Genomic DNA, 23,258 nt, shown 5'->3' on the forward strand with positions numbered 1-23,258 from the left:
GCGCCGGGGCGACTTTGCGAAGAGGAAGGACGGTCATGGGGTCCGCCTGAATGCTGTAGGGTAAGATCGAGGAGGCGAGTCATGGGGCGTTTGCGCAGCGTGCAATTTTCGGGATGTGAATCAAATGTAATGCACGGAAATGTTGCGGCGGCCAAGCGACACCCTGGTCTGTATCGTGTCTCGCGTGCGGCGCGTTTGCCTGGGTTCGGCCAGACCATTCCCGGATTCTTGCGGCGCGCATCGGGAAAATTTTGCCCGTATTCCAGGGACTGCCAATCAATTGCGCAGCACCAGGTAAATGGTGCTCGTCAGCAGATCGTCGGCAGGATAGGTGCAGGCCAGCTGCGGCGGCGGGACGAACTCGCCCGGCACCCGCACCGGCAGGGCGGCCAGCACGGCCAGGCCCGAGGCCTGGGCATGGTAGAGCAACTGGCGCGCCGTCAGGCGGTTGAGGTCCAGGAATTGTTCGACGAGGTGCTTTTTGTAGCCGTCGAAATCGTTTCTGGCATAGAGCAGGTCGCCCTTGTCCACGTCCCCGGCCCCGTCGTCGGCGGCCCGGGCTCTTTCCACGAACGCGGCTGCGCTTTCCAGCAGATGGCCCCAGGGCGTGGGCACCAGCCGCTGCAGGTGGGAGCCGAAGGGCGAATAATAGAGCGGGTCGATCTGGATCAGGCAATGTCCCCCCGGTTTGAGCACCCGCCGGATGGCGGCCAGGGCGGCGGGCACGTCCCGCAGGTGTTCGAACACCGACCAGGAATAGGCCGCGTCGAAGCTGGCGTCGGCGAAAGGCAGGGCGCAATCCGCGCCCACGCGCACGAAGGACAGGTTTTCGGGCAGCACCTCCAGGCCGCAGTTGTCCGCGGCCAGGCCCGGCAGGTGCCGGAAGGAGGGGTTGATGTCCACGCCCACCACCGCGCCGACGCCAAGTTGCGTCAGCCCCAGGCCGGTGATGCCGTCGCCGCAGCCGAAATCGAGCAGGCGCGCGCCGTGGAGCGGCATGCGTTCGGCCAGGAAGCCGTGGACGATGCGGGCGGCGTGGCGGAAGTGGCTTTCAAACCAGCTGTCCATGACGCCTCGTTGCCGGAAGTTGGTTTCGCACCGGGCGTGCCTAGCAGGAAGCGGCCTCAAAGTCATGCCCGGGAGAGGGCGGCCGCACGGGTGGTCGTCACTGCGCGACGGGGGTGTTGCGCAGCCTTTGGTAGGTCTCGCACGACTGCTTGTGCTTCAAGGATTTCGGTATGGGTCGGGTGACGGACTTGCGCTGCCTGGGCTTTTGCGCGAGGGAAATGAAACTTGTGGCAACTTGCCGTCGGGGCGCGGACCGTGTTGGACTTGGTCCGTCGAACGGGGAGGGCGATGATGCGGGGAGGACTGCGCGCGACGCCGCCAACGGGAAGGCGATTGCCCTCGGTGGACTGCCTGCGCGGACTGGCCGTGGCCGGCATGATCCTGGCCAACAATCCGGGGGACCGCGACCACGTTTACGCGATGCTGCGCCATGCCGCCTGGGACGGCTGCACTCTGGCGGATCTCGTGTTTCCGCTGTTCCTTTTTCTCGTCGGCGTCAGCGTGGCCCTGGCCGTGGACGGGTACAGGATTCGCGACGGCCTGGCCCCGGGGTTCTGGCCGCGCGTCCTGCGCCGGGCCTGCGTCCTTTTCCTGCTGGGGCTGGCGGAAAACGCCTGGCTGCACCTGAGCCTGGCCGAGCTGCGCCTGCCCGGCGTGCTCCAGCGCATCGCCGTGGTCTACCTCGTGGCGGTCTGGCTGCACGTGCGCCTGCGCACGGACCGGGGACTGGCCTTGACCGTTGTGGCGACGCTCCTCGGCTACTGGCTCCTGCTTGCCCTGGTCCCGGTGCCCGGCCTCGGGCGGCCGAGCCTGGACAAGGCGGTCAACCTCGAAAGTTGGCTCGACCAACTCGTGCTCGGTCGGCACATCTGGAAGGCCGGCACGGCCTGGGATCCCGAAGGCCTGCTTTCCACCCTGCCGGCCGCCGCCCTGGGCCTGATCGGCGTCCTGGTCGGGCGGCGGCTGCGCGCCGGCGGCCTGGGGCCCGCTGCCGGGGCCGCCCTGGGCCTGGCCATGATCGGGCTGGGCCTGGCCTGGGGCATGGTCTTTCCCCTCAACAAGTCCCTGTGCACGAGCTCCTTCGTGCTTTTTACCGGCGGCATCGGCCTGGCGCTTCTGGCCGTGGCCCACGGGCTGCTGGACGACGCCGGACCGCGCCTCTGGTCCGCGCCCCTGCGGGCGCTGGGGCAAAACGCCTTGACCGTCTACGTCGCGGCCTCCCTTGGGGCCTCGATCCTGCGCCTGGCGACGTTTCCCGGCCCTTCCGGCGCGCGGGTGAGCGCCCAGCAACGACTCTTCCAGGCGCTTTTCGGCGGCTGGCCCGATCCGTTTCTCGCCTCCGTGGCCTGGGGCGTGCTTTTTCTGGCGCTCGCCTGGCTCGTGGCCTGGGCCCTGGCCAAGCGAGGCATCGCCATCAGGGCCTGACCGTCGTCCTTGTGGTGCTTCGGGGCCGCTTGTCCTACAGTCCTTGGACGTTTCCGCAAGCCCAAGGAGATTCCCATGCGCCGCATCCGTCGCCTCCTGGCCGTCGCCTTCCTGTGCCTGTGCCTTCCCCTGGCCGCCCTTGCCGCCGAAAAGCCGCTGGTCTTCGGGCTGCTGCTTGTCGGGCCGTACAACGACAAGGGCTACAGCCAGGCCCAGTACGAGGGCGGCAAGTACGCCGAGGCCCATCTGCCGGGTGCGAGGATGCTCTACCTCGACAAGGTCAATCCGGCCGACCGGCCGGGCATGACCATCTCCCAGGCCGTGGACGACATGGCGGCCAAGGGGGCCAGGCTCATCCTGGCCGGCTCCGACGACATGCGCGACGGCATTCTGGAGGCCGCGGCCCAGCATCCGGAGATCGCCTTCGTGCACGTCTTGGGCGAGGACGTGCTGACGGGCAAGGCCCCGAAGAACCTGGGGAACCTCTTCGCCAAGATCGAGTACGCCAAGATGATGGCCGGCTTCGCCGCGGCCATGACCACCAAGACCGGCAAGATCGGCTACCTGGGGCCGCTGGTCAACGCCGAGACCCGCCGGGTGGCCAACGCCGCCTTTCTCGGCGCGCGCTACGCCTGGGAGAAGGTGCGCGGCCAAAAGCCCGAGGACCTGGTGTTCAAGGTCGGCTGGATCGGCTTCTGGTTCAACATCCCCGGGGTGACGGCCGACCCAAACCAGATGGCCGGGGCGTTTTTCGACCAGGGCTTCGACGTGGTGATCTCCGGCCTGGACGCCCCGGAGGCGCTCATCGTGGCCGCCGCCCGCCGGAAGGCCGGGGCCGACGTCCACGCCCTGCCCTACGTGTACCGGCCGGCCTGCCGGCTGGCCCCGCAGGCCTGCCTCGGCGTCCCCTACTTCAACTGGGGCCCGCCGTTTCTGGACATGGCCAGGGAAGTGGCGGCCGGGACCTGGAAACCGTCCTTTGTCTGGCTTTCCCCGGAGTTCGCGGCCCTGAACGACCCGGACAAGAGCCCGGTCGGCTTCGAGGCCGGGGAGGGCCTGTCGGCAGAGAACAGGAAAGCCTTGGACCGTTTCACGGCCGACCTGGGCTCGGGCGCGGCCGACCTCTACGCCGGGCCGCTTTTCTACCAGGACGGCACGGTCTTCGTGCCGGCCGGCCGCACGGCCACGGACAGGGAGCAGTGGTTTTGCCCGCAGCTCCTGCGCGGCATGGAGGGGAACAGCGCGGCCAAGTAGGGCGGCGAAGCCGGCTTCGCCCAAGGGGGCTTGCGGCAAGGGCAGTCCGCGATCTTCGCGGAAAAAGGCGAAGGCGAGGCCGGCAAAGAAAAAGGGCGTCGGCCTTGCGGCCGACGCCCTGAATTTCCTGGCTCCCCGGGACGGACTCGAACCGCCAACCTAGTGGTTAACAGCCACCCGCTCTGCCAATTGAGCTACCGGGGAACATCGAAGCGAGGAAGCCATCTATACCGGGGCGGCCGGTCCGTCAAGGGGTTTTTCCGGTCCGGGGGATTTTGCGACCCCGGGGCGGGCGCGGGCAATTCTTGACGGCGTGCCGCATTTCTCGTACCCAAATGCGCTTGCCCGCTATGACGAGCCAACACGCCCCAAGAAACGGAGAATCCCCGTGGGCACCGACGCGCCACGCAAAAAAGAATACAAGCTCCCGGTCAAGTCCAAGCGGGTGGAAGACTTCCGCCCCCTGCTCGAAAGCCTCGACGCCCGGGACGAACTCAATGAAGTCTTCAAGAACCGCATCGCCAAGGCCGTTCAGCTCCTTGACGAGGGCGTGCCCCTTTACCCCAACGACTTCGTCAAGGCCGACGACATCGGCGTCGTGGCCGCCGCCCACGAGCCCCTGGACGAGGAGGCCCTGGCCAAGGTGGAGACCGCCTTCTGCCTGGCCGGACGCATCGTGTCCCTGCGCTCCTTCGGCAAGGTGACGTTTTTCACCATACAGGACGCCTCGGGCCGGCTGCAGGTCTTCGCCGAGCGCGAGACCCTCGGCCAGGAGGCCTACGCCACCTTCAAGAAATACGACATCGGCGACATCGTCGGCGTCACGGGCCGGCTTTTTCGCACCAAGACCGGCGAACTCACCCTCCATGCCGTCTCGGTCAAGCTCCTGACCAAGTCCATGCGGCCCCTGCCCGAGAAGTACCATGGCCTGAAAGACGTGGAGACGCGCTACCGCCAGCGCTACGTGGATCTGATCGTCACGCCCCGCGCCGTGGAGATATTTAAGGCGCGCACGGCCATCGTGCGCGAACTGCGGGCCTTCCTGGACGAGGCCGGCTTCATGGAGGTCGAGACCCCCATGATGCAGGCCATCCCCGGCGGGGCCACGGCCAAGCCCTTCGTCACCCACCACAATGCGCTCGACATGGACCTGTACATGCGCATCGCTCCGGAGCTCTACTTGAAGCGCCTGCTTGTGGGCGGCTTCGAGAAGGTCTACGAGGTGGGGCGCCAATTCAGGAACGAAGGCGTCTCCACCCGGCACAACCCCGAATTCACCATGTGCGAGTTCTACTGGGCCTTCGCCCGGTACACCGACCTCATGGACCTGACCGAGCGCCTCTTCGCCCACCTCGCCCGCACCGTGACCGGCTCGGACACGGTCAGCTACCAGGGCCAGGAGATCCGGCTCGGCGAGGGCTGGGCCCGGGTGCGCTTCCACGACTCCCTGGAGACCATCGGCGGCATCTCGCCGGCCGTATATAATGATTTCGACGCGGCCAAGGCGCTGGTGGAGAAAAGCGGCGAGAAGGTGCTCAAGGGCGAAAAGCTCGGCAAGGTCCAGGCCAAGCTCTTCGACATCTTCGTCGAGCCAAAGCTGATTCAGCCGCACTTCATCTACCATTATCCCACGGAGATCTCGCCGCTGTCGCGCAAGAACACCGAGGACGCGACCATCACCGACCGCTTCGAGCTCTTCATCGTCGGGCGGGAGATGGCCAACGCCTTTTCCGAACTCAACGACCCCGTGGACCAGCGCCTGCGCTTCGAGGAGCAGGTCCGCGAGAAGGAAGCCGGCGACGACGAGGCCCATCAGATGGACGACGACTACGTCCGGGCCCTGGAGTACGGCATGCCGCCGGCGGCGGGGGAGGGCATCGGCATCGACAGGCTCGTCATGCTGCTGACCGACCAGGCCTCCATCCGCGAGGTGATCCTGTTTCCCCTGCTGCGGCCCGAGGGCTCGCCCGGTTCATGAGTTTCCAATACTTCATCGCCAAACGCTACCTCCTGGCCCGCCAGAAGCAGGCCTTCATCTCGGTCATCTCGCTCATCTCCGTGCTCGGGGTGGGACTCGGCGTGGCCTCGCTCATCGTCGTGGTCGGGGTGATGCACGGCTTTTCCTCCGAACTGCGCGACAAGATCCTCGGCATCAACGCTCACATGGTGGCGGCCGTGGCCGGCGGGGCGCTGCACGACTACCGGGCCGACATGGAAAAGGCCGAGGCCGTGCCCGGCGTGCTCGGGGCCACGCCCTTCGTCTACACCGAGGTCATGCTGTCGAGTCCCCGCGGGGTCAAGGGCGTGGTGCTGCGCGGCGTCGATCCGGCCACGGCCGGCAAGGTGCTGGCCCTGCCCGGCGAGATGACCGCCGGCAGCCTGGACGACCTGGCCGCGCCGGGCCTTTTCCCGGGCATCATCGTCGGCCGGGAGCTGGCCGACCGCCTGGGGCTGTCGCTCGGCGACTCGCTGAATCTGATGTCGCCGGCCGGCAAGGAGAGCGCCGCCGGGTTCTCGCCCAAGGTCAAGACCTTCGCCGTGCGCGGGTTCTTTCGGACCGGCATGTACGAATACGACTCCACCCTGGCCTACGTCTCCATCCCGGCCGCCCAGGACCTGCTGGGATTCAAGCGCGACATCGCCACGGGCATCGAGCTCAAGGTCGCGGACGTGGACGCCGTGGACGCCCTGGCCGCCAAGGTGCGCCAGGCGCTGGGCGGGCCGCCGGTCTACGTGCGCACCTGGATCGACATGAACGGCAACCTGTTCAAGGCCCTGCGTCTGGAAAAGACGGCCATGTTCGTCATCCTGGTCATGATCGTGCTGGTGGGCTCCTTTTCCATCATCACCACACTGGTCATGCTGGTCATGGAAAAGACCCGCGACATCGCCATCCTCATGTCCATGGGCGCGACGGCGAAAAACATCCGCGACATCTTCATGCTCCAGGGGGCCATCATCGGCCTGGTGGGCACGGCGCTCGGCTACGTGCTGGGCCTGGGCGTGGCCCTGGCCCTGGAAAAATACCAGTTCATCAAGATTCCCGGCGACGTCTACCCCATGGACCACCTGCCCGTGCGCCTGGATTGGCCGGACATGGTGGTCATCGGCGTGACGGCCCTGGCCCTGTGTTTCTTGGCCACGTTGTACCCGGCCCGGCAGGCGGCGCGACTGCAGCCCACGGAGGCGCTGCGTCATGACTGAGCCGCTCTACGCCCTGCGGGGGCTGCGCAAGGTCCACCAGGGGCCGGCGGAGGAAGTCGTGGTGCTGCGGGGCCTCGATTTCGACATCCCGGCCGGGGATTCCATGGCCATCCTCGGGGCCTCGGGCTCGGGGAAATCCTCGCTCCTGCACCTGCTTGGGGCTCTCGACCGGCCCACGGCCGGGGAAATCCGCTTCAAGGGGCGGGACCTGGCCTCCCTGGCCCCGGTCGAGGCGGCCCGGGTGCGCAACCGCGACATCGGCTTCGTCTTTCAGTTCCACCACCTGCTGCCGGAATTCACCACCCTGGAAAACGTGGCCATGCCCGCGCTCATCGCCGGGATCCCCCGTCGAGAGGCTTTTGCGCGGGCCAGGGAATCTTTGTCGCTTGTGGGGCTTGATGAAAGGGTAGAACACAGGGTAACAACGCTTTCCGGGGGAGAGAGACAGAGGGCCGCCATAGCCCGGGCCGTTTTGTTGCGGCCTGCGGCGCTTCTGGCCGACGAACCCACCGGCAATCTTGACGAAGCCACCGGCGCGAAGGTGGGCGACATGCTCGCCCGACTCAATGCCGAGCTTGGCATGACCTTGGTTGTGGTCACCCACAACCATAACCTGGCCGCTCTCATGGGCCGGAGACTGGAGCTGCAGGGTGGAGAACTCTATGCGCGCAATGAAACGTCACGCTCTTAGGGGGCTTATGCTTGCCGCCTGCCTCGCCATGCTGGCGGGCCAGGCCCTGGCCCAGTCCGGCAAGGTGCTGGTGCTGCCCTTTGAGGTCAATGCGGCTGACGCCTTGCAGTCCGTCCAGGGAAGCCTGCCCCACATGCTGGCCGACAAGCTCAAGGCCGGCGGCGTGTCCGCCTCGGCCGAGGGCGGCAAGGCGATCACCGACGTGGCCGCCGCCCGCAAGCTGGCCGCCGGGGCCCGGGCCGACTACGTCGTGTTCGGCAGCATCTCCAAGGTGGGCGAGGGCCTGAGCCTCGACGCCCGGATCGCCCGCACCTCCGGCGGCACGCCTGAGACCGTCTTCGCCTCGGCCAAGAGCGCCATGGCCCTGGACGCCGCCGCGGCCGAGCTGGCCCAGAAGATCGTCCCGCGCGTTTCGGCCTCGGGGGCTTCGAGCCGCGTCGTCGAAGTCGATGTGGAGGGCAACTCCATCCTCGACAAGGAAGTCGTCCTCTTAAAGATCAGAAGCCAGGTCAACCAGGAATACGATCCCAAGGCCGTCAACGACGACATCAAGAAACTTTTCGACATGGGCTATTTCGACGATGTCCAGGTGCGCCTGGACAACGTGCCCGGCGGCAAGCGCCTGACCTTCGTGGTCAAGGAGAAGCCGCGCATCCAGGCCATCGGCGTCACCGGCAACGGGGACGTGAAAAAGGACGACATTCTCGAGGCCATGAGCACCAAGGCCGGCGGCGTCCTGAACCTCAAGGTCCTGGCCGACGACCTCGGCAAGATCCGCGAACTCTACAGCAAGAAGGGCTACTACAAGACCGAAGTCACCTACGAGCTCGAACAGACCGACCCCCGGGTGGCCCGGCTCAACATCATCGTGAAGGAGCCCAAGAAGCTCTACATCAAGGAAGTCAAGATCGAGGGCGCCAAGCAGATTCCCGCCGGCGACATCGAATCCGAGCTGGCCACGTCCACCCGCCACTTCTGGTCCTGGATCACCGGCTCCGGCGTGCTCAAGGAAGAGATGCTCGAGCGCGACGCCGCCGCCATCGAGGCCTACTACGCCAACCGCGGCTTCGTGGACGCCAAGGTCGGCCAGCCCGACGTCGTCTACGGCGACGACGGCATCACCGTGGTCTTCCGGGTGGAGGAAGGCGAGCGCTACAAGATCGGCTCCGTGGCCTTCTCCGGCGACCTGCTCTACGACGAGCCCAAGCTCCTCGAGCGCGTCAAGCTCGACGACCTGGCGGCCAAGGGCAGCTATTTCAACCGCTCCGTGGTGCGCGACGACCTCAACTCCCTGGCCGAGCTCTACGCCGACGACGGCTACGCCTTCGCCGAGGCCGACGTGGACATGCAAAAGCACCCCGACACCAAGGTCATCGACCTGACCTACGTCGTCAACAAGGGCCGCAAGGTCTACGTGCGCCGGGTGTCCATCGAAGGCAACGAGAAGACCCGCGACAACGTCGTGCGCCGCGAGGTCAAGCTGGCCGACGGCGACCTGTTCTCCGGCTCCAAGCTGCGCCGGTCCAACGAACGTCTGGACAAGCTCGAATACTTCGAGAAGGTCGACGTCGAGACCGTGCCCACGGACAACCCCGGCGAAGTGGACATCAAGGTCAAGGTCAAGGACAAGAACACCGGCTCCATCAGCCTGGGTGCGGGCTACTCCACCTCGGACAGCGTCTTCTTCGGTGGCTCGGTCGAGGAGAAGAACCTCTTCGGCAAGGGCTACCACGCCAAGTTCCAGGGCATGTTCAGCGGCAAGTCCAGCCGGGGCATCCTGTCCTTCACCAACCCCAGGCTCTACGACTCCAACCTGGCCGTCGGCGCGGACGTCTACCAGATCTACAAGGCCTACGACGACTTCCGCAAGAGCACCTCCGGCGGCAAGGTGCGCTTCGCCTATCCCCTGGGCGAGTACACGGTGCTGTCCTGGGATTACCGCCTGGACCACTACCACATCTATCACACCAACTGGAACGCCTCGAGCGTCATCCAGCAGTCCGCCGGCTGGCACTGGGCGAGCTCGGTGTTCGCCCAGATCGACCGCGACACCATCGACAGCGCCACCAAGCCCACCAAGGGCACCAAGAACACCCTGTCCATGGAATACGCCGGCGGCGTGGTCGGCGGCGACGACGCCTTCGTCAAGCCCATGTTCACCTCCAACTTCTTCTATCCGCTGCCGCTCGACATGGTCTTCCACTGGCGCGGTCAGGCCGGCGTGCTCTTCCCCAACTCCGGCGGCGACATCCCGGTCTACGAGCGGTTCTACCTCGGCGGCATCAACAACGTGCGCGGCTACGAGGTGGACAAGATCTCGCCCAAGGACCCCTGGACCCACGAACGCATCGGCGGCAAGGCCGAGGCCTTCACCAACTTCGAAGGCATCTTCCCCATCAGCAAGTCCGTGGGCCTGCTCGGCGTCGTCTTCTTCGACGCCGGCAATTCCTGGCGCAATTACGACGACGTCTGCTTCGACTTCTACAAGAGCGTCGGCGCCGGCCTGCGCTGGTACTCGCCGATGGGGCTGATCCGCGTCGAGTACGGCTACGGCCTCGACGCCGAATCCCATAAGCTGCAGCCGTCGCAGATCGGCTTCTCCATGGGGCAGACCTTCTAGCAACGCGTATCGGACCGGAGCCCGGGCCCCAGCGGCCGGGCGCGTGTGAACGGCTGGCCGCGGCGCATCGGGAACAACGATGCGCCGCGGTCGCTGGTAACGGAGCTACACAACCGGGAGGCGAAAGCCCCCCGAAACACGGAATGAGCAAGGAGTCGAGTCATGGGCGTTATGGTGCGGGTTTTAATCGTTTTGGCCGTTTTGGTCATGCCGGTGGCGGCGTTTGCCCAGGGCAAGATCGGCATCATCAACCTTGATGACGCCCTGTCCAACTCCAGCGCCGGCAAGGCCGCCCTGTCCGGCCTCAAGAGCAAGTTCGAGTCGCGGGAAAAGTCCATCGCCGCCCAGGGCGAGGATCTCAAGAAGATGCAGGACGAGCTGCAGAAAAAGAGCGTGGCCCTGTCCCAGGACGCCATGAAGTCCAAGGCGGCCGATTTCGAGGGCAAGGCCCGCAAGTATCTCGAAGACCGCAACAAGCTGCAGCAGGAAGAGCAGCAGGCCCAGCAGACCGTGCTCCAGCCCCTGCTGTCGCGCCTGCAGAAGGTCGTGAGCGAGTACGCCGCGAAAAACGGCTTCACCGTCATCCTGGAAGCCCGCAGCGTGCCGTATTACGATCCGAGCCTCGACGTCACCGCCGCCGTCCAGGCGCAGTTCGACAAGAGCAAGTAGGGCTCGCCCTTCTTCCGCCCGTCCTCGCCGCGCCGCGCACCGGCCGCGGGAGGGCGTCTCGCAGACCTGCCTGTCACGGGCCGAAGCGGTTGGCGCTTCGGCCCTTTTTCCACATCAAGGGGAGAACGCCATGACGGCAAATCCTGGCGGCGCTGTCGCCATCACCGAAATTTTCGATCTGCTGCCCCACCGCTACCCCTTCCTGCTGGTGGACCGCGTGCTGGAGTTCGTCCCGGGCGAGTCGATCACGGCCATCAAGAACGTGACCATCAACGAACCGTTTTTTCAGGGCCATTTCCCGGGCGCGCCGGTGATGCCCGGCATGCTCATCCTGGAAGCGCTGGCCCAGGCCGGCGGCGTGCTCGTGTCCAAAAGCCTCGACGGCCCCTTGGGCGACCGCATCTTCATGTTCACCGGCGTGGAAAAAGCGAAATTTCGTCGTCCGGTGGTCCCGGGCGACCAGGTGACCCTGCGCTGCTTCGACCTCAAGCGCCGCATGACCCTTTGCCGCATGCGGGCCGAGGCCAGCGTGGACGGCGTTCTCGTGGCCGAGGCCGAACTGTCCGCCGCCGTGGTGGACAAGAAGGCCGCCGGCCTCGGTTGAGCGTTTTTCGGAGGCTGACCGGGAAAGGCTGCCTGTGCCGGCGGGTTGACGAAGGCGGGGCGGTCGCGGCGGCTGTCGGGCCGGGCAAAGTCCGTCAGGCGTCCCGCGCCTCCAGGAAGGCCGGGAGGTCCAGGCGGTCGCCGAGGAGGTGGCAGTCCGCTTCCACCTGGTCGATGTTGGCTTCGAGCAGTTCCACGATCCTGGCGTCGATGCGACCGGCCCCGGCTTCCTGCCAGAGGATGCCCAGGGCCTTTTCGCGGGGCAGGGCCGGCTTGTAGTGCCGGGCCATGGTGATGGCGTCGTAGATGTCCACGATGGCGATGATGCGGCTTTGCAGGAGGATCTCCGCCTGGGTGAGCCCGCCGGGGTAGCCCGAGCCGTCCAGGCGCTCGTGGTGCTGCGAGATGATGTCGAGCAGGCGCGACATGTTCTCGGGAAAGGGGATGTGGCGCAGGATCCGGTGGGATTGGGCCGGATGGCGCTCGATCTCGCGGCGCTCCTCCGGGGTCAGGTTGCCGCGCGGGATGAGCAGGCAGGCGATCTCCCGCTCGGAAAGCACCGGCAGCCGCTTGTCTGCCGCGGTCACGCAGCGCGTGGCGAGCCGCGCCACGAAAGCCGCGTCCTCGCCGCTGATCGCGTCCCCGCCGTTGATGCGCGTCAGGCGTTCGAATTCCCCCTCGATGTTCCTGCCTGTGAGCAAGGCCTCCAGGGTCAGGCGTTGGCCGATGACCTCCATGACGCCGGTCGAGAGGCGGGTGGATTTGGTCAGAACCTCCTCGCGGATGCCGATCTTGCCCACGTCGTGGAGCAGGCCGGCGAAGAGCAGTTCCTCGATGTCGTGGCTCGAAAAGGACACGTCCCCGAAAAAGCGGTCGTCGCGGTGCACGACCCTGGCCAGGGCCACGCCCAGGCGGGCCACCCGCTGGGAATGGCCGGCCGTGTAGGGATCGCGGGCGTCGATGGCCGTGGCCAGGGCCTGCATGAGGGAATTGATCAGGGTCTGGACGGCCTCGAAATGCAGGGCGTTGCCGAGGGCCGTGCCGGCCACGGCGGCCAGGGTGCCGACGTATTGCAGGTGGTTGGCTTCGAAGCGCACGGCGGACGTCGCGCCAAGGGCCAGCATGCCGACGCAGCGGCTGGCCGAGCACAGCGGATGCAGCAGCAGGGCGCGCACGCCGGCCTCGCCGCGCCAGCGCTGGTCACGGTCCAGGTCGTTGACGATCTCGCCCTTTTGCGTGCGGGCCACGTCCCAGAAAAGCGTGGAGCGGGCCGTGGCGGCCAGGCTGCGGCCGGCCTCGCCGCCGTCGGCGGCAAGAGGAAGGAAATCCTCGGCTCCGGGTGGGCGCAGGAAGACCATGCCGGCCTCGGCCGGCAGCTCGCCCCGGCGGCATTCCTCGAGCAGGGCCTGGGCCACGTCGCGGGGACGCAACGAGGCGTTGAGCCCGAGGGTGGCCCGGTGCAGCAGCGACACTTCGCGGTATTTGGCGAGGGCCTCGGCGGCCAGGCTGCGCTTGGCCGCCTCGGCCACGACGGCGTGTTCGACCATGTCGGCCGTGAACCGGGCCGTGGCGGCGAGGTCGTCGGACGCGTGCGGGGGAAAAGCCTCCGGCTCGGGCGGAGCCAGAAAGTCGAGATGGCCGATGAGCGCGCCGTCCAGACGCAGTTCCTCGCTGCGCCAAGCGCCGCATGGCGACGTGTCCGTTTCCCGCAGGCAGACGCGCCAGCCGGCGCCGAGGAAACGCGCGGCGCGTTCCAGCAGGGGGGCGAGGGTCCTTTTCTTCAGCAAACGGCGCAGCGGAACCATGGGCGTCGGCGCAGGGGCGTCAGTCGGCGATGCCCAGCAGTTCCCTGGCCACGCGCAGGACTTCGTCGGGATCGAAGGGCTTGGTCATGTAGCGGCTGGCCCCGAGGTCGAGCCCTTGGCGGCGGTCCACTTCCTGCCCCTTGGCGGTGAGGAGCACGATGCCGATGCCGGTGATGGAAGGATCTTCCTTGACGTGCTGGCAGACCTCGTAGCCGTTGAGCTTGGGCATCATGATGTCCAGGAACACGACGTCGGGCTTCTCGGAACGAATGAGCGTCAGCCCCTCTTCGCCGTTCTGGGCGGAAAGGATCGACACGCCATGATCCTCCTCGAGTTCCTCGAGCGTCTGCTCCAGGAGCATGCGGATATGCACCTCATCGTCCACGATGAGAATCTTTCCGGGCATGCGGGTCTCCTTGGGGGTAACGCCAACCGGAGTCAATTCTAGGAAAAGGAGCGCCCCTTGGCAAGGCGTCGTGGAAAAAAGACAAGGGAAAACCGCCCGTTCCGACAATAAAATCCGGGCGCGTCCGGAGAAAAGTCGCAGCTATTTGAAAAAATACCAACTAAATGAAGAGGTAAAATATCGGATTGAAAAGGTCTCGATGCAAAAAAGTACCAAAAAATATTTTTACATGCAAAAGGCGGGTCCTCGGAAAAAAAATCTTCTTGCGGTCACGAAATGCCGACAAGGGAAAGCCTGGCGCTGTCCTGGTCCGAGGCAAGCGGCGAGAAGGTCTTCGGGATGCGAAGTCGGTCAGCAACAGGGCGCAAGGGGACGGCGAAGAAACGCCGGCCTGGGAGCAAGCCTTGCGGGAGGAGATGTCCGGCCAGTTCAGTGGGAGCCGCAAGCGCCGCCGCAGTCGCCGCCGGCCTGGGAAAAATCGAGGCTGGAGGCGATGGCGATGCCCTGGCCGTCGCAGTCCACGGTCAGCGGCGCGGCCTGGTCCAAAAGCCGCCTGTTGACCAGGATGCGCCAGCCGTCGCAGGAAAAGGCGACGTCGTCGGGCTGCGGCTCGGCCACGGACAGTTCCAGGCGCGGGCCGGCCTCGCTTAAAAAAGACAGGAACACGCGCAGGCTCGGCCGGGCCGCGCCGGCGAAATGCGCCGCCAGGGCGGCGGCGGCCGTGGGCGTCAGGCGCAGCAGTTCGTCTTGGCGAAGGTCCATGGGGTCTCCCTACGGTCGGCGCGCCGGGCTGTCAATCGGCCAAAAAAAAGGGACCGGCCAAAGCCGGTCCCGGGAAGGCGGGGGAGAGGGGACTTCAGGAACAGGAACCGCCGCCGCAGGAGCCACCGCCGCAGGAACCACCGCCGCAGGAGCCGCCGCCGAGTTGCAGGTTCGAAGACACGGAAAAGCCGTAGTCGGTCATGTCCACCGTAATGGGCTTGGCCAGGGCCATCAGTTCCTTTTCCACGACGAAGGTGTAGCCGCTTACGTCGAAAACATCATCGTTCTCGCGGGCTTCGTCCAGGGCCAGGGTCAGGGAAGGGCCGCAGCAGCCGCCCTTGTTGAGGTACACCCGGATGGGCGCTTTTTCTTTGTCGGCGAAATAATTGTCGAGTTCGGCACGGGCCGTGTCGGTCATGGAAACCATCGTGATCCTCCAGGCAAGGGTTGGCAAAGGGGTAATCACCGAAGATTTGCTTGTCAAATAAGTCGGCCCGATGATCCCATGGCAAATCTTCGGTGATTCCCTATGCGGATGCCTGGGATCAGCCGGTGGAACAGGAACCGCCGGAGCAGGAGGACCCGCAACCGCCGCCGCCCAGTTCCAGGCTCGAAGTGACCGAGAAGCCCATGTAGGTCATGTCGACCGTCATGGGAGAGGCCTTTTCAAGCAGTTCTTTTTCCACGACAAAGGTGTAACCGGAAACATCGAGGACCTCGTCCGTGTCGCGCGGCTCATCCAGAGCCAGCGCCAGCCTGGGGCCAGCTCAGCCGCCGGACGAGAGATAGATCCGGATGGGGCTTTTTTCTTTTTCGGCGAAATACCCGTCGAGCTGGGTTTTCGCGCTCGGCGTCAGTTCAACCATGGAATCCTCCTGGGACAAACTCGTTCGATGCAACTAAGCATGACCGATAGGAAAGTCAAATGACACGTCGCCAGCCGCCCCGTCGTTGCAGGCGCGATGCGTTTACGGTATTCGCGGGAAAAGCCCCGAGGAAGTCGCCGTGACAAAACAGAAAAAAATCATGACTGCCGGCGAGGTGCGCCGCACCCTGGACCGGTTGGCTTTCGAGATCATCGAACACCACGATCCCGGCTGCGGCCTGGCCCTGGTCGGCATCCAGCGGCGCGGGGCGGAGCTGGCCACGCGCCTCAAATCCCTCATCGACGCCCGGGGGGGGTGCGACCTGCCCCTCGGCAAGCTCGACATCAACCTCTACCGCGACGACTGGACCAACCGCGAGGTGCAGCCGCAGGTGGGGCCGTCGCACATTCCCTTCTCCCTGGACGAAAAGAACGTGGTGCTGGTGGACGACGTGCTCTTTTCCGGCCGCACCATCCGGGCCGCCCTGGAAGCCCTGCTCGACTACGGCCGGCCCAAGCGGGTGGAGTTGCTCGTGCTCATCGACCGCCGCGGCCACCGCGAACTGCCCATCCAGGCCGACTACGTCGGCAAGCGCGTGCACACCGAGCCCGGCGAGCACGTGGACGTGGCCGTGTCCGAGCTCGACGGCGAGGACGGGGTGCACGTGGTGGGGTAGGGGGAAAGAGGGAAGAGGCCTCCGGCGGCCGGGAGGGGATGATCCCCTCCCGGGCCCTCCCCGATGGGGGAGAGGCACGGGAGGGTGCCTGCGTTTCCTTTTCGTGCCTGATTGTGGGGGGCGGTCGATGGACGTATGGGGGAGGCTCCAGCAAGGAGGTTTCCCATGCGCATCATGGCCATAAGCGGCAGTCCCCGGAAGAAATGGAACACCGCCGCGCTGCTCGGCAAGGTCCTGGAAGGGGCGGCCGGCAAGGGCGCGGAAACGGAACTCGTCCATCTCTACGACCTGGATTTCAAGGGCTGCATCAGCTGCTTCGAGTGCAAGCGCATCGGCGGCAAGAACTACGGCCGCTGCGCCGTCAAGGACCCTCTCGCCCCGGTGCTCGAGCGCGCCGCCACGGCCGACGCGCTGGTCCTCGGCACACCTGTCTACTTCGGAGCGGAAACGGGCGAGACGCGCAGCTTCTTCGAGCGCCTGTGCTTCCCCTTCCTGACCTACACCCCGGGCTACGCCTCGCTTTTCACGCGGAAAATCAGGACCGCCCTGGTTTACACCATGAACATCCCGGAAACGGCGCTCAAAGACTGGGGCTACGACGTCTTCATGGAGCGGGGGCGCGGGGTCATGGCCCGCACCTTCGGCGATTGCGAGCTTCTGCTCTCCACGGACACCATGCAGTTCGACGACTACGGCAAGTACCTGTCCACGGTCTGGGACCCGGCGGCCAAGCGCAAGCGCCACGAGGAAGTCTTTCCGCAGGACTGCGCCAAGGCCCTGGCCCTGGGCGAACGCCTGGTCGAGCCCCTGCCGGCGGCCTGAGGCCGCTTCCGGCGTCCGCGACCCCCCACGTCGGCACGGGGGCGCGGACGCCGGGAATCACGGATTGCGCAGGCGGCGGTCGAAGTCGAACTCGCGCGAGGTGACGTGGTCCTCCAGGCGGCGGATGCGCCTGTCCAGGCGGTCGAAGCGCCGCTTGACCCGGGTGAGCGCGTTTTGCCGGGAGGCGACGTAGTCGTCGTAAAAAGCCCGTTCCTCGTCGTTGTCCGGGGTCAGGGCCGGCTCGGGCTTGATGATGAAGCCGGCGATGAGATAGGCCGCCACCATGGGCCACACGCCGGTGAAGGGCGTGAGCACCAGGACGAAGACCCGCATCCAGAAGACCGGCACGTCCAGGAAGTCGGCCAACCCCTTGCACACGCCAAGCAGCAGGCCCGAGCGGGAACGGTAGAGTTCGCGCAGGCGCAGTTCGCTGTAGTGCTTCATCGCTCGTCCTCCCCCGCCTGCCTGCCGCCCTTGCCGTCGAGCACCAGGGTTTCCAGGGTCTCGACGCGCTCTTCCAGGCGCGTGAGGCTGCGGTGGATCTCCTGGAGCAGGCGCGCCTCCTCTTCGTCGCCGCCCCGGGGCCGGTTGGGGCCCGGGCGCAGCAGGCGAATGCCGAGCAGGAAGATGACGCCCAGGATGACCAATCCGACGACGGTGGCCCCGGCCATGACCAGCGCGGTGACAAATCCCATCATGCGTTGTCCTTTGGGCGGCCGTCAGCGGCCCGGCCGGCCCGAGGCGGCAAGCCGCCGGTCGAAGTCGAATTCGCGCGAGGTCACGTGGGATTCCATGCGGCCGACGCGCGCTTCCAGGTCCCTGGCCCTTTCCCGGACCTCCCGGGCGGCGGCGGCCAGGGTTTCGCCGTCGTCCACCGTCACGCGGCCGGGTTCGGGCCCGGGCCGCATGACCAGGCCCAGGACCAGGTAGCCGGCCGCCACGGCCCAGCCCGCGACCAGAAAAAGCAGCACGGCGAAGGCCCGCACCACCCAGACCGGCAGCCCCAGCCGGCCGGCCAGGCCCCGGCACACGCCGAGGAGCAGGCCGCCCTTGTCGCGGTAGAATCCCTGGCGGCGGGCGTGCCGGCCGCCGAAGCGTCCGCAGCATCTCATGACGGACCTCGCTTGTCGGCTTCAAGGAGCGTTTCCAGGTTGCGCACGCGTTCTCCCAGGCTGTCGAGGCTCTGCCGCGTTTCGCGAAGCAGGGTCAGGGCCTCGGCGTCGGCGCTGCGGCCGGCCCGGTCGTCGCGGCGGCGCAGGGCGGCGATGACGGCCACGGCCGCCACCACGAGCATGATCTTTAGAAGCAGCGGCACGCCGTCGATGAACATCGGATGATGGGCAAACACGTCAACTCCTTGATCCACAAAGGGGAAAGCGCGTCATGTCGTTTCGTTTCCCAGGGCCGCCTTTCGCGATTCCCATCCTGTGTCCCCTTCCCCTTTCCCCCCGTCAAGGGGGTCCGGGGGGGATTATCCCCCCCGGCCGCCGGAGGCATCTTCTCTCTTCTCTTACTCCCCACCCCCACGCCGGGCCTTTATGCGGGCGAGTTCGCGTTCCACGTCCTCGTCGGCGGCCAGGCGGTCGAAGCGGGCCTCCAGGGATTCGCCCTCGGCCGGGCGGCGGACGGCGGCCGGGCCGGCCAGTTCGGCCTCGGCCTCCAGGCGTTCGATGCGGCTTTCGAATTCCTCGAAGCGCAGCAATGCCTCGGTGGAATCGACGCGGGAGAGGTCGTCGCGCACGCGCTTCTTGCCCGTGGCGCGCATGTGGCGGTGGAGCAGGGTGCGCTGGCGTTCCTTGGCCGAGGCGAGCTTTTCCTCGAGCTTCGCCATGTCCTCGCGGTAGGCGGCGACCATGCCCTCGATGGCGGCCTGTTCGCCGGCCAGGACGTCGGCGCGCGCTTCCAGGCCGCGCTTTTCCAGCAGCGCCTCGCGGGCCAGGTCCTCGCGGCCCTTGTCCAGGGCGAGTTCGGCCTTGTCTCCCCAGCGGGCGGCGCGGTCGCGCACGGCGGCCAGCTCCCGGCCGGACTTGGCGGCCTGGGCCATGGTCCGGGCGCAGTCGGCCTTGAGCTCGACGAGGGTTTCCTCCATTTCCTGGATCATGAGCCGGATGAGCTTTTCCGGGTCCTCGGCCTTGTCGAGCATGGCGTTGATGTTGGAATGGATGATGTCCCTGAAGCGGCTGAAAATACCCATGACATACCTCCGGTGCGCGTCTGGCGGCGCGTCTGGCCGGAGAAAGCAGGGAGCGTGCCAGAAACGGCGTCTTGTGATGCCAGGTGGTTACGCAAGGACGGGAAGGAAGATGTTGTGGTTTGCGCCAGGGTGTGGCTTTATTCGCCACGGATGAGGTGAAATACGCCATGACCGCCGCCCTGCACGAAGCCCTGGGACAGTCCGACGCCTTTCTGGCCTTCATGGAACGCGTGGCCGCCGTGGCCCGGGCCGACCGGCCCGTGGTGCTCGTGGGCGAGCGCGGCACGGGCAAGGAGCTGGCCGCCGCGCGCCTGCATTTCCACTCCCCGCGCTGGGAGGGGCCATTTGTCGCCGTGAGCCTGGCTTCGCTGCCGCGTTCGCTGGTCGAGGCCGAGCTTTTCGGCCACGAGGCCGGGGCGTTCACCGGCGCGGTCAAGCGTCGCCTCGGCCGGTTCGAGGCCGCTTCCGGGGGCACGCTTTTCCTCGACGAACTGCAGGCCACGCCCAGGCCGGTGCAGGAAAAACTCCTGCGGGCCGTGGAATACGGCACGGTCGAGCGCCTGGGCGCGTCGGAATCCGTGAGCGTGGACGCCCGGGTGGTGGCCGCGACCAACGTCGACCCGCGGGAGCTCGTGGCGCGGGGCCGGCTGCTCCCGGACCTCCTGGACCGTTTGGCCTTCGCCGTGCTCCACGTGCCGCCCCTTCGCGTCCGCCACGGCGACGTGGCCTACCTGGCCGAGCGCTTCGCCGCCCGTTTCGCCGCCGAACTCGGCCGGCCCGATCCGCCGTCCTTTTCCCCTTCCGCCATGCAGGCCCTCCAAGCCCACTCCTGGCCGGGCAACATCCGGGAACTGAAAAACACCGTGGAGCGCGCCGTCTTCGACGCTCCCACGTCCCACATCACCGACGTCGTCCTCGACCCCTTCGCTTCCCCCCACCTTCCCCCCGCCGGGGAGGTCCAGGAGGGGGTCATCCCCTCCTGGCCGCCGGAGGCATCTTCCCCTTCTTCTCTCCCGTCCTTCTCCGCCTCCACCACCTCCCTGGAAATCTCCCTCCTGCGCCGGGCGCTGGCTGCGGCCGGCGGGAACCAGCGCCGGGCGGCGGCCATGCTGGGGCTGACCTACCACCAGTTCCGGGGCCAGTACCGCAAGCATGCCGCCGCCCTTGACGCCGGCCCCAAAGCCCCGTAGCCCCTGCCCATGCCGCAAACATCCGACGACGTCCGCTGCCGTGTCACCCGCTTGCCGAACGGCGCGCGGGTGGTGACCGAAGCCATGCCCCAGGCCAAGACCGCGAGCCTTGGCGTGTGGATCGAAGCCGGTTCGCGCCACGAGGCCAAGGGCCAGGAGGGCATGGCCCACCTCTGGGAGCACATGGCCTTCAAGGGCACGACCAGCCGCGACGCCCTGGCCATCGCCAAGGAGCTCGACATCCTGGGCGGGCTCTCCAACGCCTTCACCTCGCGCGAGGCCACCTGCTTCCACATCCGGGTCATGGACGCCCATTTCCGTCGCGCCTTCGAGGCGCTGGCCGACATCGCGCTCAACCCCGTGCTGGACCGCGAGGAGCTCGCCAGGGAACAGGCCGTCATCCTTCAGGAAATTTCCATGGTGGAGGAGACGCCCGAGGACAAGGTCCACGAGGACTTCTGGGCCGCGGCCTGGGCCGAGCCGGCCATCGCCCACCCCATCACCGGCACGCCGGGCTCGGTCACGGCGGCGACGCCGAAAACCATGCAGGCCTGGCGGCGCGAGCACTACCGGCCGGACGCCATCGCCGTGGTGGCCACCGGGGCCGTTTCCCACGAGGAAGTGGTCGCCATGGCCGAGAAGACCTTCGGACGCCTGCCCGCCGCCTCGGGGCCGGCCGTGCGCCCGGCCGGGGCCTTCACCCCGCCGAAATTGGCCGTTCGTCGGGAAAGCGAACAGAATCACGTCATCCTGGCCTACCCGTCGGTGGGCAACAAAAGCCCGGAGCGCTTCGCCCACACGCTGTTGGCCACGCTTCTCGGCGGCAACATGTCCTCGCGGCTCTTCCAGGAAGTGCGCGAGAAGCGCGGCCTGGCCTATTCCATCTACGCCAGCGTCAACGGGCTGGCCGACGCCGGCATCTTCGAGATCCAGGCCGCCGTGGAGCCCGAGCGCACGGGCGAGCTGCTTGCCGTGGTGCGCGGCGAGTTGGCCGCCGTGGCCGGCGGCGCGGTCACGGCCGAGGAACTCGACCACACCCGCGAGCACTTGAAGGGCCTGCTCTACCTCGGCGCGGAATCCACGGAAAACCGCATGATGCGCCTGGCCCGCAACATTCTGCTCTTCGGCCGCCACATTCCCCTTGAAGAAACCGCCGCCGCCCTGGACAATGTCTCCCTGGGCGACCTGGCCGACATCGCCGGCCGGGCCTTCACCGAGGCCAACACCGGCCTGTGCATCCTGGGACCAACGGCCGCGATCCCCTAGTTTCGGTCGCGGCGAAAGCTCCGGAGGCAAGCGCCATGTCCGATTCCGTCGTGTACTCCATCCCCCCGGGCGTTCTGAAACTTCTCGAAGGCGACATCACCAGGGACGACGCCGACGCCATCGTCAACGCCGCCAATTCCGCCCTGGCCGGCGGCGGCGGCGTGGACGGGGCCATCCACCGCGCCGCCGGGCCGAAACTCCCCGGGGCCTGCCGCGAGATCATCGCCGCCATCGGCCGGCTGCCGGCCGGCGGGGCGGTCGTCACCCCGGGCTTCGACCTGCCCGCCCGCCACATCATCCACACCGTCGGCCCCATCTGGCGCGGCGGCAGCGAAGGCGAACCGGAAAAGCTCCGCTCGGCCTACGCCCAGTCCATCGCCCGGGCCGTGGAAAACGGGCTCGCCACGATCTCTTTTCCGGCCGTGTCCACCGGCGTCTACGGCTACCCCGTGGAACTGGCCGCGCCCATCGCGCTCGGCGTCATGGCCGAGGCCCTCGCGGGCGGCCAGCTGCGCGAGATCCGCCTGTACCTGCACGGAAAACATGCCTTCGGCCTCTGGCGTTCCGCGGCGGACGACTTATTTACGGGGATTGTGCGTTAAAGGCGCCTCCGGCGGCCGGGGGGCATGATGCCCCCCGGACCCCTCCCTGGCGTGGCCGAGTGGGGGCGTTGTCGGCGGGCGGTTGTCTGTCGGCGAGTGCGGAATTTCCCCGTCGATGCCGCCGCTGGCGCGGCCGGGCTCGACGGGGAAATTCCGCACTCGCAGGGCCGTCGCCCCTGCGGGGCGAGAGGAAGAGGAGTTTTACGAGCATGGCGAAGTGGGACAGCGGTCAGTATTTGAAGTTCGAGGCGGAGCGGACGCAGCCGTCCGTGGACCTGGCGGCGCGGATCGCCCTGGATGCCCCGCGCGACGTGCTGGACGTGGGCTGCGGGCCGGGCAACAGCAGCCGGGTGCTGGCCCGGCGATTCCCCGGGGCGCGGGTGCACGGCATCGACAGCTCGCCGGAGATGATCGAGACGGCGAAAAACGACCTGCCCGAGTGCGCCTTCTCGCTGTGCGACGCGGGCAAGGATCTCGCCAGCCTGGGATCGGCCTGCTTCGACGTGGTTTTCTCCAACGCCTGCATCCAGTGGATTCCCGACCATCCGAAGCTCCTGCGCGAGATGCTCGCGCTCTTGCGGCCCGGCGGCGTGCTGGCCGTGCAGACGCCCATGAACTACGAGGAGCCCATCCACCAGATCATCGGCGAACTGGTCGCCGGGGAGAAGTGGAAAGGCGCGTTCGCCCAGCCGCGCATTTTTTACAACATGCAGCCCGGCCAGTATTTCGACCTGCTCGCCGAGGCGGCGGCGGACTTCACCCTCTGGCAGACCACCTACTACCATGTGCTGGATTCCCATGCCGCCATCATGGAGTGGTACCGGGGCACGGGGCTGCGGCCGTACCTGAGCGCCCTTTCGTCGTCCGACCGGGCCGCCTTCGAGGCGGACGTGCTTGCCCAGGTCGTGGCGCGCTACCCGAAACAGCGAGACGGCCGGATCATCTTCCGGTTTCCCAGGTTCTTTTTCACGGCCACGGCCAAAGCCGCCTAGGCCGATCCCGGGGCGAATTCGCTCGAACTCAGCTCCGGCAATCGTTTACCCCTTTCCCCCTTTGAAAGTTTTTGGGGGAGGAGGGGGGCTCGGGGGGAGGAACCCCCTTTTTTCAAAAAGGGGGTTCCACCCCCCGATGGAGC

The 23,258-nt window shown here is 67.0% G+C and carries 25 protein-coding genes and 1 tRNA gene; 14 read left to right on the top strand and 12 right to left on the bottom strand.

Translation table 11 applies throughout. From position 1 onward, the window contains the following. Positions 1–276: 276 nt before the first annotated feature. A complete protein-coding gene (locus Q1K70_RS21460; protein ID WP_300164586.1) occupies positions 277–1,068 on the bottom strand; it encodes a class I SAM-dependent methyltransferase in 792 nt (263 codons plus the stop codon). Between the two features lie 342 nt (positions 1,069–1,410). Here Q1K70_RS21460 and Q1K70_RS21465 point away from each other — a divergent pair, with 342 nt between their 5' ends. Both Q1K70_RS21465 and Q1K70_RS21470 read left to right on the top strand, forming a co-directional pair. Then, positions 1,411–2,493, top strand: coding sequence for a heparan-alpha-glucosaminide N-acetyltransferase domain-containing protein (locus Q1K70_RS21465; RefSeq protein WP_300164589.1), 1,083 nt, complete (start codon positions 1,411–1,413; stop codon positions 2,491–2,493). Between the two features lie 75 nt (positions 2,494–2,568). Continuing rightward, on the top strand, positions 2,569–3,747 hold the full coding sequence (locus Q1K70_RS21470; protein ID WP_300164592.1) for a BMP family ABC transporter substrate-binding protein: 1,179 nt from the start codon (positions 2,569–2,571) through the stop codon (positions 3,745–3,747). Positions 3,748–3,875: 128 nt separating this feature from the next. Here the strand turns inward: Q1K70_RS21470 and Q1K70_RS21475 are convergent. Continuing rightward, a tRNA-Asn gene (locus tag Q1K70_RS21475) sits at positions 3,876–3,951 on the bottom strand. A 184-nt stretch (positions 3,952–4,135) separates the two neighbouring features. Here Q1K70_RS21475 and lysS point away from each other — a divergent pair. The 6 genes from lysS to fabZ all read left to right on the top strand — a co-directional run bounded on the left by lysS (position 4,136) and on the right by fabZ (position 11,535). Further along, the gene (lysS, locus tag Q1K70_RS21480) at positions 4,136–5,725 is read left to right on the top strand and encodes a lysine--tRNA ligase (RefSeq protein ID WP_300164595.1); all 1,590 of its coding nucleotides are present in this window, start codon (positions 4,136–4,138) and stop codon (positions 5,723–5,725) included. Further along, positions 5,722–6,951 carry a lipoprotein-releasing ABC transporter permease subunit gene (locus tag Q1K70_RS21485; protein WP_300164598.1) on the top strand — a complete coding sequence of 410 codons (1,230 nt, stop codon included), beginning with the start codon at positions 5,722–5,724 and terminating at the stop codon, positions 6,949–6,951. The genes lysS and Q1K70_RS21485 overlap by 4 nt, the downstream gene beginning before the upstream one ends. Next, positions 6,944–7,642: an ABC transporter ATP-binding protein gene (locus tag Q1K70_RS21490; RefSeq protein ID WP_300164601.1), complete on the top strand. Its 699-nt coding sequence runs from the start codon at positions 6,944–6,946 to the stop codon at positions 7,640–7,642. The genes Q1K70_RS21485 and Q1K70_RS21490 overlap by 8 nt, the downstream gene beginning before the upstream one ends. 7 nt (positions 7,643–7,649) lie before the next feature. Further along, positions 7,650–10,262 carry an outer membrane protein assembly factor BamA gene (bamA, locus tag Q1K70_RS21495; RefSeq protein ID WP_300164605.1) on the top strand — a complete coding sequence of 871 codons (2,613 nt, stop codon included), beginning with the start codon at positions 7,650–7,652 and terminating at the stop codon, positions 10,260–10,262. Between the two features lie 162 nt (positions 10,263–10,424). Further along, positions 10,425–10,931 (top strand): OmpH family outer membrane protein, encoded by a 507-nt coding sequence (locus tag Q1K70_RS21500; RefSeq protein ID WP_300164608.1) that lies wholly within the window; start codon positions 10,425–10,427, stop codon positions 10,929–10,931. A gap of 130 nt (positions 10,932–11,061) precedes the next feature. Continuing rightward, complete coding sequence (fabZ, locus tag Q1K70_RS21505) at positions 11,062–11,535, top strand: 3-hydroxyacyl-ACP dehydratase FabZ (RefSeq protein ID WP_300164611.1); 474 nt, start codon at positions 11,062–11,064, stop codon at positions 11,533–11,535. Positions 11,536–11,629: 94 nt separating this feature from the next. Here fabZ and Q1K70_RS21510 read toward each other — a convergent pair whose 3' ends face one another. From Q1K70_RS21510 to Q1K70_RS21530, 5 genes are all read right to left on the bottom strand, one after another. Further along, positions 11,630–13,321 carry an HD domain-containing phosphohydrolase gene (locus Q1K70_RS21510; RefSeq protein WP_300164614.1) on the bottom strand — a complete coding sequence of 564 codons (1,692 nt, stop codon included), beginning with the start codon at positions 13,319–13,321 and terminating at the stop codon, positions 11,630–11,632. 37 nt (positions 13,322–13,358) lie between these two features. Beyond that, positions 13,359–13,745, bottom strand: a complete 387-nt coding sequence (locus Q1K70_RS21515) for a response regulator (RefSeq protein WP_300164617.1) — start codon at positions 13,743–13,745, stop codon at positions 13,359–13,361. Positions 13,746–14,174: 429 nt separating this feature from the next. Beyond that, positions 14,175–14,507, bottom strand: a complete 333-nt coding sequence (locus tag Q1K70_RS21520) for a hypothetical protein (protein ID WP_300164620.1) — start codon at positions 14,505–14,507, stop codon at positions 14,175–14,177. A gap of 94 nt (positions 14,508–14,601) precedes the next feature. Further along, positions 14,602–14,934 (bottom strand): IscA/HesB family protein, encoded by a 333-nt coding sequence (locus Q1K70_RS21525; RefSeq protein ID WP_300164622.1) that lies wholly within the window; start codon positions 14,932–14,934, stop codon positions 14,602–14,604. A gap of 118 nt (positions 14,935–15,052) precedes the next feature. After that, positions 15,053–15,373: an IscA/HesB family protein gene (locus Q1K70_RS21530; RefSeq protein ID WP_300164625.1), complete on the bottom strand. Its 321-nt coding sequence runs from the start codon at positions 15,371–15,373 to the stop codon at positions 15,053–15,055. A 139-nt stretch (positions 15,374–15,512) separates the two neighbouring features. Here Q1K70_RS21530 and pyrR point away from each other — a divergent pair, with 139 nt between their 5' ends. After that, complete coding sequence (gene pyrR, locus Q1K70_RS21535) at positions 15,513–16,049, top strand: bifunctional pyr operon transcriptional regulator/uracil phosphoribosyltransferase PyrR (RefSeq protein WP_300164627.1); 537 nt, start codon at positions 15,513–15,515, stop codon at positions 16,047–16,049. A gap of 165 nt (positions 16,050–16,214) precedes the next feature. After that, positions 16,215–16,871, top strand: a complete 657-nt coding sequence (locus tag Q1K70_RS21540) for a flavodoxin family protein (protein WP_300164630.1) — start codon at positions 16,215–16,217, stop codon at positions 16,869–16,871. A gap of 57 nt (positions 16,872–16,928) precedes the next feature. On the opposite strand, the gene pspC is transcribed toward Q1K70_RS21540, so the two are convergent. The 5 genes from pspC to Q1K70_RS21565 all read right to left on the bottom strand — a co-directional run bounded on the left by pspC (position 16,929) and on the right by Q1K70_RS21565 (position 19,065). After that, positions 16,929–17,315, bottom strand: coding sequence for an envelope stress response membrane protein PspC (gene pspC, locus Q1K70_RS21545; RefSeq protein WP_300164633.1), 387 nt, complete (start codon positions 17,313–17,315; stop codon positions 16,929–16,931). Beyond that, entirely contained in the window at positions 17,312–17,569 is a 258-nt protein-coding gene (locus Q1K70_RS21550) for a hypothetical protein (protein WP_300164635.1), read from the bottom strand. Before Q1K70_RS21550 ends, pspC begins: the two co-directional genes overlap by 4 nt. Before the next feature lie 21 nt (positions 17,570–17,590). Then, positions 17,591–17,983 (bottom strand): PspC domain-containing protein, encoded by a 393-nt coding sequence (locus Q1K70_RS21555; protein WP_300164637.1) that lies wholly within the window; start codon positions 17,981–17,983, stop codon positions 17,591–17,593. After that, on the bottom strand, positions 17,980–18,219 hold the full coding sequence (locus Q1K70_RS21560) for a hypothetical protein (protein ID WP_300164640.1): 240 nt from the start codon (positions 18,217–18,219) through the stop codon (positions 17,980–17,982). Before Q1K70_RS21560 ends, Q1K70_RS21555 begins: the two co-directional genes overlap by 4 nt. 162 nt (positions 18,220–18,381) lie before the next feature. Then, positions 18,382–19,065, bottom strand: coding sequence for a PspA/IM30 family protein (locus tag Q1K70_RS21565; protein WP_300164643.1), 684 nt, complete (start codon positions 19,063–19,065; stop codon positions 18,382–18,384). Between the two features lie 167 nt (positions 19,066–19,232). Here Q1K70_RS21565 and Q1K70_RS21570 point away from each other — a divergent pair, with 167 nt between their 5' ends. From Q1K70_RS21570 to Q1K70_RS21585, 4 genes are all read left to right on the top strand, one after another. After that, a complete protein-coding gene (locus Q1K70_RS21570) occupies positions 19,233–20,255 on the top strand; it encodes a sigma 54-interacting transcriptional regulator (RefSeq protein ID WP_300164654.1) in 1,023 nt (340 codons plus the stop codon). 72 nt (positions 20,256–20,327) lie between these two features. Next, entirely contained in the window at positions 20,328–21,521 is a 1,194-nt protein-coding gene (locus Q1K70_RS21575) for a pitrilysin family protein (RefSeq protein ID WP_300164646.1), read from the top strand. A 35-nt stretch (positions 21,522–21,556) separates the two neighbouring features. Further along, positions 21,557–22,123 (top strand): macro domain-containing protein, encoded by a 567-nt coding sequence (locus Q1K70_RS21580; RefSeq protein WP_300164648.1) that lies wholly within the window; start codon positions 21,557–21,559, stop codon positions 22,121–22,123. Between the two features lie 209 nt (positions 22,124–22,332). Then, positions 22,333–23,115 (top strand): methyltransferase domain-containing protein, encoded by a 783-nt coding sequence (locus Q1K70_RS21585; protein WP_300164651.1) that lies wholly within the window; start codon positions 22,333–22,335, stop codon positions 23,113–23,115. Positions 23,116–23,258: the final 143 nt, after the last annotated feature.

Source organism: Solidesulfovibrio sp., from assembly GCF_029978005.1.
Taxonomy (GTDB): domain Bacteria; phylum Desulfobacterota; class Desulfovibrionia; order Desulfovibrionales; family Desulfovibrionaceae; genus Solidesulfovibrio.